The organism is Trueperella sp. LYQ143, from assembly GCF_046599595.1.
In the GTDB taxonomy this organism is placed as follows: Bacteria; Actinomycetota; Actinomycetes; order Actinomycetales; family Actinomycetaceae; genus Trueperella.
This window is the reverse complement of sequence record NZ_JBKIWR010000001.1, coordinates 169940-182472: the sequence shown is the minus strand read 5'-3', so window position 1 is coordinate 182472 and position 12533 is coordinate 169940. Positions and strand designations below refer to the sequence as shown.

10 protein-coding genes are annotated in these 12533 nt (G+C 55.2%); 9 read left to right on the top strand and 1 reads right to left on the bottom strand.

Annotated elements, in window-relative coordinates:
• Window positions 1-21: 21 nt before the first annotated feature.
• Both ACLHIL_RS00680 and rsmI read left to right on the top strand, forming a co-directional pair.
• Entirely contained in the window at window positions 22-1161 is a 1140-nt protein-coding gene (locus tag ACLHIL_RS00680; RefSeq protein WP_411295935.1) for a metallopeptidase family protein, read from the top strand.
• A gap of 400 nt (window positions 1162-1561) precedes the next feature.
• Entirely contained in the window at window positions 1562-2392 is an 831-nt protein-coding gene (gene rsmI / locus ACLHIL_RS00675) for a 16S rRNA (cytidine(1402)-2'-O)-methyltransferase (RefSeq protein ID WP_411295934.1), read from the top strand.
• Window positions 2393-2794: 402 nt separating this feature from the next.
• Here the strand turns inward: rsmI and ACLHIL_RS00670 are convergent, their stop codons facing one another.
• Complete coding sequence (locus ACLHIL_RS00670; protein WP_411295933.1) at window positions 2795-3802, bottom strand: isochorismatase family protein; 1008 nt, start codon at window positions 3800-3802, stop codon at window positions 2795-2797.
• 100 nt (window positions 3803-3902) lie between these two features.
• Here ACLHIL_RS00670 and metG point away from each other — a divergent pair, with 100 nt between their 5' ends.
• From metG to ACLHIL_RS00635, 7 genes are all read left to right on the top strand, one after another.
• Window positions 3903-5732 (top strand): methionine--tRNA ligase, encoded by a 1830-nt coding sequence (gene metG / locus ACLHIL_RS00665; protein WP_411295932.1) that lies wholly within the window; start codon window positions 3903-3905, stop codon window positions 5730-5732.
• 12 nt (window positions 5733-5744) lie between these two features.
• Window positions 5745-6695, top strand: a complete 951-nt coding sequence (locus tag ACLHIL_RS00660) for a TatD family hydrolase (protein ID WP_411295931.1) — start codon at window positions 5745-5747, stop codon at window positions 6693-6695.
• Window positions 6696-6977: 282 nt separating this feature from the next.
• Window positions 6978-8177: a G5 domain-containing protein gene (locus tag ACLHIL_RS00655; protein WP_411295930.1), complete on the top strand. Its 1200-nt coding sequence runs from the start codon at window positions 6978-6980 to the stop codon at window positions 8175-8177.
• Window positions 8177-9115 (top strand): 16S rRNA (adenine(1518)-N(6)/adenine(1519)-N(6))-dimethyltransferase RsmA, encoded by a 939-nt coding sequence (gene rsmA, locus ACLHIL_RS00650; protein WP_411295929.1) that lies wholly within the window; start codon window positions 8177-8179, stop codon window positions 9113-9115. The genes ACLHIL_RS00655 and rsmA overlap by 1 nt, the downstream gene beginning before the upstream one ends.
• Before the next feature lie 4 nt (window positions 9116-9119).
• Window positions 9120-10022 (top strand): 4-(cytidine 5'-diphospho)-2-C-methyl-D-erythritol kinase, encoded by a 903-nt coding sequence (locus ACLHIL_RS00645; protein ID WP_411295928.1) that lies wholly within the window; start codon window positions 9120-9122, stop codon window positions 10020-10022.
• A 61-nt stretch (window positions 10023-10083) separates the two neighbouring features.
• Window positions 10084-11931 (top strand): ABC-F family ATP-binding cassette domain-containing protein, encoded by a 1848-nt coding sequence (locus ACLHIL_RS00640; RefSeq protein WP_411295927.1) that lies wholly within the window; start codon window positions 10084-10086, stop codon window positions 11929-11931.
• Window positions 11932-11969: 38 nt separating this feature from the next.
• Window positions 11970-12506, top strand: coding sequence for a MarR family winged helix-turn-helix transcriptional regulator (locus ACLHIL_RS00635; protein WP_411295926.1), 537 nt, complete (start codon window positions 11970-11972; stop codon window positions 12504-12506).
• The last annotated feature ends 27 nt before the right edge of the window (window positions 12507-12533 follow it).

The window sequence follows — 12533 nt, the reverse complement described above, 5'->3', positions numbered from 1 at the left end:
GTAGGACGAGGGGAAGAATCTATGGGGAGACATTCGCAGCAGCCATCCGATCATGCTGAGCGCGAGGGAGAAAATCGTGCCGAGCGTAGTAGGGAAAACTATGGATGGGACTATGCGTCGGACAATATACGCAGTGGGCAAAATCGCGGGGAAAGAAGCGAGAGTCCACGTCGTGTTGCGGCGCGAGGTGATGAGGAGCCGTCAGTTGCTATGACGCATGTTGATACGCTGCAAGCTGGGGTGCGCCTCTTTGAGGAGGGGCACACTGGAGTAAGGCACGTGGTGGCGGATCAACCATCACAGCCGGATCAACTATCACAGCCGGATCGCGTACCTCGCTCAGCTCAACCAGTCCACTCAGATAAGCCTCGTTCGCAGTTTGACCCCTATGGGGTGGCAGATGTTGCCGATAGTATTGGCTTGCCTGAGCTAAGTGATCCGTCGGTCAGTTCCTCGGAGATCGCGAACGCTATGGCAGATAGCGAACTAGGGGCAACTAATATTCCACCCTCGCAATGTTGTGCACCAGAGGGCGAGTTACCTAGCGCCAGCGGTGATATGCATGTTGATGCGCCGCATCGCGGCAATCCCTACCCGTGCGAGCATAATGATGAGATACGTGTAGGTGAGCACGAGGGTAATGCGTTTCCAGGTGGGCAGGACGGATCATTGTGCCTCGAAGATGCAGGCTCGAACACAACATGTATGACGCAACCATCGTCTGATACGGCATCATCGTCTGATACGGCGGAATGTTCTGATGAGCTATGCGACGACGAGCGGTATCCCGATGGGATGTTCCCGATGAGCGCGCAACGATTTGAAGAACTCGTCGGGGAGGCTCTCGACGAGTTGCCGGAAGCCTTCGCCCAGCAGCTCGACAACCTCGTCTTTCTTATCGAAGATAACCCGCTACCTGAGCATACGCCCCGCGCTGCCGGAGAAGAATTGCTTGGCTTATACGACGGGCGGGCATTGACCGATGGGGATTTCTTCGGTTATGCCGAGCCGAATCGAATTTGGATTTTCCGTGAGCCGACTTTGCGGATGTGCCGATCAGAGGAAGAAGTCGCGGAGCAGGTTCGTATCACGGTGTTTCACGAGGTAGCGCACCATTTTGGTATTGACGATGAGATGTTGCATGAAACGGGGTGGGCATAGTCCTCGCCAGAGTGCGGAGGCGTCTGCGCCGGCAGAGCAGCTAGGCCTTTTGCGAGTAGGCGAGGCAAAACGGTTGAATTGTGGCTGGTCGAGACCGTTAGGGTAATTGGGTAATTGCTGGTCAAAATGGCTGAACGGTCAAACCGCGAATAGGTCGTTACGGTTGCACGAATAGATCGTTACTGCCGGTAGGAGGGGGGCATACTCCTATATAAGCCCGCGATGATTGAGAGATGGTTGCGGGCGCGGATCCCGCGGGCATTTACCAGGTAATGCCCGCTATCCTATTTAGCTGATACTGCGGGCAGGTGTCTCACGTCCGTTACGATGGATGGGTATTTTATGTAGCCCTCCGTCAAGGAATCTGGTCAGTATAGTGTTGGCACAGTAGGCTACTGCCATGATCGTTTTAGCTGCCACGCCCCTAGGGAATGACGATGATGCCTCGCCGCGGCTGCGCCACGAATTAGCACACGCGGATGTGATTGCTGCTGAGGATACTCGCCGGTTACTCAATCTGGCTGGGCGTTTGGAGATTCCACTATCAGCTCGGGTGCTTGCCTACCACGAACATAATGAGCGAGAAACCAGTGCTGCCTTAGTGTCGTATGCGCAAAATGGTCAGCGCGTTGTTGTGGTGACGGACGCGGGGATGCCCTCAATATCTGATCCGGGATATCGTTTGGTGGCGCTAGCTGCGCAGGTGGGAGTGCCGGTAACAGTCGTGCCTGGGCCGTCAGCAGTGTTAACTGCGCTGGCGCTATCCGGTCTGGCTTCAGATCGCTTCACCTTCGAGGGTTTTTTGCCTCGTAAAGACGGCGAGCGTGAACGGTACTTCGCCGCTATGCGATCAGAAACCCGAACGATGATCTTCTTTGATTCCCCGCGGCGAATCACTGGCAGTTTGCGTGCAATGGCTGCCGCTTTTGGCGCAGATCGGCAGGCAGCAATCTGCCGCGAGATGACGAAAACACATGAGGAGATCCGCCGCGGTTCTCTTGGAGAGCTGGCCAGCCATGCAGACGATATTCTCGGGGAAGTGACTGTGGTGGTGGCTGGAGCGGATCCAGTTCGCCTTGCCACCGAGGAACACGTTGCTGAAGTGCTTGCCTTACATCGCGCCGGGCTGCGCCTCAAGGACGCAGCAAAACACGTTGCCCATCGAGAAAAGATAGCAGCTAACGAGCTGTATCGGCTGGCATTGGCAGCTAGCGAAGATCGCACGGCGTAATCTTTGCGAAGATCCGGCCGTACACAATCACTAGCCGGCGTTCTGCCTTCGCTCGCCTCCGTTTGCGCGTTTCTTTTTGTTTCCCCGTATCCTGCTTCCGCTTTTCGTTCCTTTCCCATATCCCAGCTTTCAGCAGATGGACGCAAGCTATTGATAGTTTCGACCTTAGGCTGGTGAGACTCTTAGATCCTGAAAGCGTCAAGCGTACAGAATGTAGCGTCGGCTCCTTAGAAGCGGTAGCCGTCGGGCTTTTAGAAAAGCTAGGCAGTAGACCTTTTGGAAAGATCTCCTAGAAGTGCTAGACGTTGAGCCCTTAGGAAAGACAGACACCGAACTTTCCAGAAAAGTAGAAAAGATAGGTAGCGCCCCCTAGAAACGCCAGACGCTGCCTCTTTAGATCCGTTAGAACTCCCGTTCAATGTCTCCGAAATCAAAATCGGCTTCATCAACGTCATCCGAGAAATCAAACTCATCGTCAACGTCAATATCAAAATCCGATAGGTCGTATGCCGATAGATCTTCGCTCAACCCAATCTGGTTAGCAATGACCTCTAGTTCGTCGTCCTCGCCATCGACAGTCAGCTCCGGATCAGATTCGTCATCGTAATCATCCATAGCGAAATCGTCGAAGTCATGCGCAGGGGGAAGTTCGTCATCTTCAAAATCTGCGGCCCCGTACTCGTCATCTTCGAGATCGTCTGGGATGCCATCGCCATCGAGATCGCCGATCTGCATATCTGACCAGTCTTCCGGATGCCAGTGCCGTGACTCGTCAGCCATCGGCTCTAAACCTGGAACGGGGATATCCTCGCCTTCGACATAAAAACCAAAAGCATCCTCAGAATCGAGCTGCTCAATACCAGCCTCATCCATCTCCTCGCGGGCAGCCTCACCAAGTTCAGGTGAAACCGGAGCAGTCAGATCGGAAAAGACACGCACCCGGAATCCCGCCCGTAAGGCATCGAGCGCGGTTTCTTTCACGCAGTGTGATTCGGCTAATCCAACAATATCCACGGCAGAAATGCTGTATTCTCGCAGAATTTGCTCTAGCGTATCACCCTCGTCGTTTGTTCCCTCAAAACCTGAGTATGCAGCAGAGTATTGCCCTTTCTTCACGGAGGCGTCCAGCGCGAGTGACGCTATTGCTTCGTGCAGCTCGGCTTCGGCAGTGTCGGCGATAGCGTGCGGCGGCCAGGAGTCAACGAAATCTGGTTCGTCACTGAAATGTTTGCCAGGATCAACGTGCCAATCCTGAGTGGTGACGATCAGGGCGTACTCATCCTCGTTATCCGTCACAAAGTCAGCAATGCGCTCGGCAACGGCATTTCCGCCGCTCACCGGCAATGAACCGCCCTCACAGAACGTCGGTTGGACATCGACAATCAAAAGAGCACGACGTGAATCAGACATGATCCCTGCCTTTCCGTAGTTCCGCGAATGTGGGGTATAACAAGTTTACGCCGCTGGCTCAGGTTTCACGCAATGGGGAGAAACGTTCTAACCTTGTATCATGGCTAAGATCCTTTCCGCAGTTGCATGGCCGTATGCAAACGGCCCGCGTCATATCGGTCACGTCGCCGGATTCGGCGTTCCCTCAGATGTTTTCTCGCGCTATATGCGTATGGCTGGTCACGAAGTGCTGATGGTATCGGGAACAGACGAACATGGCACCCCGATCCTGGTCGCTGCGGAAAAAGAGGGCTTAGATCCGCAGGAACTTGCTGATATCAACAATCGGATCATCGTTGAGGATCTGGTTAAACTCGGCTTGTCCTACGATTTATTTACCCGGACGACGACGAAGAATCACGAGCATGTAGTGCAGGAACTCTTCGTGGCGTGCCGCGATAACGGCTATATGATCGTTCAGGAAACTGCCGTCGCTATTGACCCTAAGACGGGTAATACCCTGCCGGATCGGTATATTGAGGGCACCTGCCCGTTGTGCCATTGTGCGGGAGCGCGCGGGGATCAGTGCGATACCTGTGGAAACCAGCTTGACCCGCAAGATCTTATTGAGCCAATTTCCAAAGTCTCCGGATTGCCGCCGCAATTTACCTCCACGGAGCACTATTTCCTGGATTTACCTGCGTTGGCACAGGCATTAGGGCAGTGGCTCGATGGTGTTGAAGAATCTGGTTCGTGGCGGCCAAACGTCATTGCATTCTCCCAGCATCTGTTGAAAGACATTCGTCCACGGGCGATGAGCCGCGATATTAGCTGGGGAATTCCGATCCCGGGATGGGAAGATAAGCCGAATAAGCGGCTGTACGTCTGGTTTGACGCGGTGATCGGCTATCTGTCTGCAGCTATTGAATGGGCGCGCCGCCGTGAAGCCGCAGGTGAGGGCAGTGCAGAAGATTGGAAGCTGTGGTGGACGAATCCACAGGCTCAGTCGTATTACTTCATGGGCAAGGATAATATCGTTTTCCATTCGCAAATCTGGCCGGCTGAGCTATTGGCCTATAACGGAGCTGGGGCGCGCGGCGGTCAAGCAGGTGCGCTTGGTCAGCTTAATTTGCCGACGGAAGTCGTGGCTTCTGAGTTTCTGACGATGGAAGGGCGCAAGCTCTCTACCTCGAAGAATGTTGTGATCTACGTGCGTGACGTGTTGGAACGCTACCAGCCAGACGCACTGCGGTATTTCATTTCGATCGCTGGGCCAGAAAACCAGGATGCAGACTTTACGTGGAGTGAGTTTGTCCGACGGAACAACTCGGAGTTGGTGGCCGGCTGGGGTAATTTGGTCAACCGCACAGCGGCGATGATTGCGAAGAATTTTGGCGAGATTCCTACGCCGGGCGTGCGTGAAGATATTGATGATGCCCTGCTGTCGGCTATCGAAGCTGGATTTGCGACGGTTGGCTCCTTGATTGAAGCGCATCAGCAGCGGGCGGCACTGGCGGAAATCATGCGTTTGGTGTCTGAAGCGAATACGTATGTGGCGCGCACTGAGCCGTTCAAGTTGAAAGAGCCGCACCAGCGCGAGCGTTTGGCAACGGTTTTGCACACGCTGATTCAAGCAGTGGCAGATCTCAATACGATGATGTGCGTATTCCTGCCTCATTCGTCGAACACTATTGACGCAGTGTTGGGTGGCACTGGCGATATTGCGCCTATGCCGCAGCTTGTTGAGGTGGAAGATCTGGATAATGGTCATCCGTATCCGATCATCACTGGCGATTACCGGCAGGTTCGCCCGTGGGGGCGGCAATGGGTCGTACCCGGGGCTCCGATTGCCAAACCGAAACCGGCGTTCGTCAAACTTGACGAGTCAGTAGTGGCTGAAGAGCTGGCGCGCTTAGGGCTATCAGACGATACATCTGCGCCGAAGGCGTGAGGTGGCGTGCCGTTGACTACCTCGCAAAAGGATCGCAAGCGGGCCTTCCCGGATATTCCGCAGCCGCTGGCGGTCCCTATTGTGGATAACCACACGCATATCCGACGTGATCCGCCAGTTGGGCCAGATGGCGTTATGCGTCAGGCGTGCAATGAGGCGGGCATGTGGAAGCCACCGCTATTGCTGAGCAACCTCCTGGAAGCAATGGAGCGTTGCGGCGTTCGGGCAGCGATTACTTCTGGGTGTGAGTGGCCTGAGTGGGAATGGACGGTGGAGCTGGCACGTCAGTACCCACAGATTTGGGCTGCCATCGCGATTCACCCGAATGAAGCCGCAATGCACATGGGGGTGCGGGAGATTGCCCCAGATGGTTTAGAGCCGCGCGTATGTGAACATCACGCCATTGATTTAGATACTGCGCTCGCGCGGGTTGCTGAGCTGGTACGCGACGATGCGGTGTGTGCCGTCGGGGAAACGGGATTGGATTATTTCCGGACGGGTCCTGCCGGGCGGGAAGCCCAGGTGCAGGCATTTCGCGCGCATATTGAATTAGCGAAAGACGTCGATAAGCCCATGCAGATTCACGATCGCGACGCGCATGAAGATGTTGTGGATGTGCTACGTGCGGATGGTGCTCCAAGCAAAACGGTTTTTCACTGCTTTTCCGGTGATGTTGAGCTAGCTCAGATCTGTCGGGAAAATGGGTGGTACGGCTCTTTCGGTGGTAGTGCCACGTATCCTGCAAATACTGCTATTCGGCAGGCTTTTTGTGAGCTGCCTGATGAGTTGATTTTGTTGGAAACTGACGCGCCTTATCTGACTCCAGTACCGTTTCGCGGGCATCCGAATGCGCCGTGGGCAGTCGTCTATACTGCGCAGTTCTTGGCGGATTTGCGGGGGATGGATGTGGCTGATTTTTGTGCTTTGGTCGATGAGAATACGCGTTGCGTCTACGGGATATAAGTGGCGCTGTTTGCTTGCGATGTCACTGATTTAATTACTGGTAATCCGGCTTTTTATCGTTCAATGTGCGTGCTGTTTTCTTTGCTATATCCGTGAAATATTGGCGTTATATCTGGCCGGTATTGTCAGGTATCTGAAAGAGCTCAGCGGGAGCGACACGCATAGGTGAGATGTCATCTTGCACACTTTGCGTTGCAGAAGATAACGATTTGATTACAATCTATGTCGGAACACTATTCGTGACCGCTAGGAATATGCCTAGTCGATTCATGAGGAGAATACGTGGCAGCTCATAGCTCCAACCGCACCCCGAGCGTGGATTTTGATTCGTCCCGCCTTAGCGTGGCTCCTAAGCCAGGCTCGCGTCGTGCCCGTCGTATGGCAGAACGCGCCGCACAAGCGCAACTATCCACGCCATCTGCTGACACCGCTGAGATTCCCGTTCTCAATCGCGTTATCGTCGCCGGTGGGCCATCGTATGCGGAGAAGATGAACTTTGAATTGGTGACCTCCGGGGCGCGCAATCTTCACACGGGTCGGCGGCCACGCTCGAAGAATCTGCAATTGATCGGTACGGCGTCAATCGCCGTGGTTGCTGCCGGAATCGCGGTGGCTGCTCCGTTAAGTTCTGTTTCCGGGCCACTCCAGTTAGAACCCGCGCAAGCTGCTACATCTGATGCTGGGCAGCCTCAGGAAACGATGACTCCCAGTTCGACGATCTCTTTCCCTGTTACCGTCGATGGGGCGACGAAGACTTTACGCGCCACAGTTGGTCAGACGTATGCCGCGGCATTTGCCCAAGCCGGAATCTCAATCGGTGCGCGCGACGAAATCTCGGTGCCGTTATCTAGCGAGGTAACCGATCAGGCAGTTCAGATCGTCCGAGTGACGACGGCGACGGTAAATGAAGCCTTTACCGATCCGCATCCAACTCAGCGGGTAGAAACGAATGAGCTGGAAGTGGGCAAGGAAGAAGTGGAAAAGCCAGGTGCTGATGGTCAAGGCACGCGCAGCTTCACGGTGACGTACCGTGACGGTGTGGAGAGCTCACGGGTACTCACGATGGAAACCGTGACCCAAGCCGCCGAACCTCAAGTGGTTCGGGTGGGAACTCGACCAGCCGGCACTCCCGCCCCCGTTGGTGGCGTCTCCGTGCCGGCGAACGCCACCCCCGTCTCTCCGGGATCCTCCCGAGCCATCGCCCAGAGCATGTTAGGCGGATACGGCTGGGGAATGGATCAGTGGGGTTGCTTGGATGCACTCTGGCAGCGGGAATCCGGCTGGAATTCGCTCGCGATGAATCGCTCCTCTGGCGCTTACGGGATTCCGCAGGCACTGCCTGGAACGAAGATGGCATCGGCTGGTGCGGATTGGCAAACCAACCCGGCAACCCAGATTGCTTGGGGATTGGGATATATTAGCGGTCGGTACGGCACGCCGTGCGGGGCGTGGGGCCATTCGCAGTCAGTTGGCTGGTATTAATGCCCCTGTTAGGGCCAGCGCAGATCCGTCAGCTCGCAGATATTGCGGGAATTCGACCAACAAAAACTCTCGGTCAGAATTTTGTGCATGACGGTGGAACTGTTCGCCGTATTGTGCGAGATGCTGGGGTAGGTCCCGCAGATCGGGTATTAGAGATCGGCCCTGGGTTAGGATCGCTAACTTTGGCTTTGCTGGAGGCCGGAGCTGTGGTGAGTGCGGTAGAGATTGATCCGCCGCTGGCAGCCCTGTTACCTCAGACGGTGGCGCAGTACGCTCCACAGGATAACGAGCGGTTTGCGGTGTGCCAGGCAGACGCCTTACGGATAACTCCAGAGCAGTTCGCAATTCCGAAAGCGTGCTACCAGGCGGCTGAGAGCGCCAGCACTGCCCGAGAAACAGAGGTCACTCACCACTTCGATCCGCAGTTTTTAGTCGCGAATCTTCCCTACAATGTGGCAGTTCCGGTTCTCCTGCGGTTAATCGAGTTATGCCCGACGATTAACCGTGTGACGGTCATGGTTCAAATGGAGGTGGCACAGCGGCTGGCAGCTAGCCCAGGATCGCGGGTGTATGGTGTGCCGTCAGCTAAAGCCGCCTGGGATATGGAGGTTCGCCAGGGGGCGAAGATCTCGCGCTCTGTTTTCTGGCCGATTCCCAATGTTGATTCTGCTCTGGTGCATTTGGAACGACGTGCTACGCCACGTCCGGAACGTTTACGGGAGTCAACTTTCCGAGTGATTGACGCGGCATTTGCGCAGCGGCGAAAGACGTTGCGGGCGGCGCTTTCCTCCTGGGCTGGCAGTGCCCAGCGGGCGGAAGAGATTTTAGTGCAGGCAGGGATTGATCCGAGTGTGCGTGGAGAGCGGCTCGGAGTAGATGACTTCATGGCGATTGCCCACACAGCAGATGCCCTTGGCAATGCCAATTCGCTACCATAAGCACGTGAAGCGCATACAAGTCTGTGTTCCCGCAAAAATTAATCTTGCCTTGCGGGTTGGAGCTCCGCGTCCAGATGGATTCCACCCGCTCGATACCGTCTTTGAATCCTTAGATATTTTCGACGATATTGAGGCCACATTGGCGCCGGATCTGTCGATGTCGATAACCGGCTTAGGCAGCGATTTGCCGTGTGATGAACGAAATCTGGTTATGCGAGCCGCCATGTTATTGCGCGAACGCTATGCCAGTAGGGCGGCAGATCAGGGGTCAAGCTATGGGGCTCACATTCAGGTAACAAAACGTATTCCGGTTGCTGGCGGGATGGCTGGTGGTTCAGCCGACGCGGCTGGCACGTTATTGGCTTTGAATGAGCTGTGGCAGTTGCAGTTATCATCGCGCGAGCTCGCTGATATTGCTGGTGAACTTGGCTCGGATGTGCCTTTTGCTTTACATGGCGGCTTGGCGCATGGCACAGGTCGTGGGGAACTATTGCATGCAATTCCTCCGGGTCATATGCATAGCTGGGTGATCGTCTTAGCTCATGAGGGGCTATCAACTCCGCAGGTATTTCGGGAGTTTGATCGGCTCTACCCGCAGGCGGCAGCGCCCGCGTCCACTCAGGAGCTTCGTCAGGCTCTATCAGGCACGGATCTGCGCGCAGTCGCGGCGCTACTGCGCAATGATCTAGCTCCGGCGGCATTCTCCTTACGCCCGGAGTTAGAGCAGATGTGCCAATCCCTAAGCGATATTGGTCATGGGGTTATTGTTTCGGGTTCGGGGCCGACTATCGCCGTGCTTGTTGAACCACATGAGCTAACGGATGCTGTGAAAATAGCGCGGATGAGATTTCCAGAGCATACGATCTTAGGGGCAACTGGTCCGGCTGCCGGTGCGCATGTGCGCTAGATGGTTTCTTGCCGTGGGGCGAGTGTAATAGGGCAGATTTTTAACGAAAGGATGACAGCTAGTGGCGCATATTCTCAACTGCGAGGATGTTGCTATTTCACGTGGATCGCGGCCCATTCTTGGTGATGTCAACCTTTCCTTAGCTGACGGTAATCGGATAGGTGTCGTCGGCCCGAATGGCAGCGGAAAATCTACCTTATTGCGGTTACTGACACGGCAGTGGCAGCCAGATTCCGGGCGGGTGACGGTGACCGGTGGCACCCGAATGGCGGTGCTCAGCCAACGTGATGATTTCGCAGATGAGATCACGGTACGTGAGGCGATTCATGGGGATAGTGCGACCTTTGAATGGGCTTCGGATGCGCGGATTCGGCAGATTCATGAGGGATTAATGCCGGATGTGGATCTCGATTGGCGGGTCAACGAGCTTTCTGGCGGGCAGCGGCGGCGGGTGGCACTCACTGCCACCTTGGTTCAGGACGCGCAAGTGGTGGTATTGGATGAACCGACGAATCATCTCGATGTCTCGGGTATTGATTTCTTGGCACGTTATCTGAATGATCGCTTTGGTCGTGGGGTCGGAGCGCTGGTGGTCGTCACGCATGATCGCTGGTTTTTGGATATGGTATGCACGCAACTTTGGGATGTTGTTCCTGGACACGATGGCCCTGGCGGTCGAGCGCCAGTAGCCGGCACTGTGCAGACCTATGAGGGTGGGTATGCGGCATATGTGTTGCAGCGTGCCGAGCGTTCCCGTTTGGCGCAACAAGCACAAGAAAAACGAGCGAATCTACTGCGTAAGGAATTGGCATGGTTGCGTCGGGGTGCGCCAGCGCGAACCTCAAAACCGAAATTCCGCATTGAGGCTGCTAATGAGCTGATTGCTAATGAGCCGCCACCGCGTGATTCCATTGAGTTAGCGAAGTTGGCGACGGCGCGACTCGGTAAGAAAGTGATCGACGTCGAGGATGTCGATTTCTCCTGGACGAACCGCGATCCGATGGTGTTGCGTGGGGTCACTATCCGGCTAGCCCCAGGGCAGCGCATAGGGATTCTGGGAGCGAATGGAGCAGGAAAATCGTCGTTATTAGGGCTGCTGAGTGGGCAGTTACAGCCGACTCGCGGGATGATTACCGTGGGAAAGACGGTCATCAGTGCCGTATTGGATCAAGATACGAGCGCGATTGATGAGATCGCTGATCGTCGGGTTGTCGAGGCGGTTTCTGATATAGCTCGTTACATACAGGTCGGGGATAAGACGCTTTCTGCGGCGCAACTTGTTGAGCAGATGGGTTTTACGCGCGAGCGGGCCTGGACTCGGGTGGCGGAGTTATCCGGCGGGGAACGTCGTCGATTGCAATTTATGCGCCTACTGCTTGGTGAACCGAATGTGCTCATTCTTGATGAGCCGACGAATGATCTGGATACCGATACTTTAGCGGCGATTGAGGACGTATTGGATTCGTGGGCAGGGACGTTAATCGTCGTTTCGCATGATCGGTATTTTTTGGAGCGCGTGACGGATACTTTGTATGCGGTGATTGACCACCAGTTGCGCCATTTACCTGGGGGTGTGACGCAATATCTGGAGCTCAGCAGCAGCGCGACCTCTCAAGCAGAGATGACGCCTAATGCGCGCACGGCAACTCAGGAAACTACGGATAAGACTCAGGGGCTGACCCGCTCGGCCTATGAACGTCAGCAGCGTAAACGTTTAGCGACATTGGAACGCAAAATGGAAAATCAGCGGGCACTTCTTGCGCAGAATGGGAGTGCTCAGGCGCAATGTGTGGCGCAGGGGCAATATGAGGAGATTGCTGAGCTGGGGCGTCGGGCCAGGCAGATCGAGATGGAGATTGCTGAGCTGGAAACCCAATGGTTTGAGATTGTGGAAGATCTTGAGGGCTAGGCTACCGTTTAATCTCGAGGTTAAGTAAAATTTGATATATGGCTCGAGAAGAATACCCTCCAGCGCCGCGAGATGAGGTGGACGATGTCGTTGCAGCGTGGCATGCGCAACGTCCTGATTTTGATGTGGCGCCCCTTGCAGTGTTTTCCCGGTTGCTGCGAATTCACCGGCATTTTATGAAGATCCGCCGATCGGTCTATGCTCAACATGGGCTGGAAGCCTGGGAATTTGAGATGCTTGCTGCTTTGCGCCGTGCGCCCGACCATGTGCTTACGGCTGGTCAACTGATGACGGATACCTTTGTTTCTTCTGGGACGATTACGAATCGGATTGATCGGATGCAGGCCAAGGATTTATTGCGTCGTGCGTCATCCCCACAAGATGGTCGGGTAGTCCACGTGGTTGCAACTGAGAAAGGGCTGGCGGCGGTTGATAACGCTATGCAGCAGTTACTGGAAACGGAACGTGAGATTCTGCGCCAGTTTGCCCCGGAAGATAATGTGCAGGCAGCGAACTGGATGCGTCAGATTCTCTTGGCTTTGGCTGCGCGCAATGCGCCATGTGAGGATGAATAGCTCTACCTATTAGTGTGTTTTAGCGCC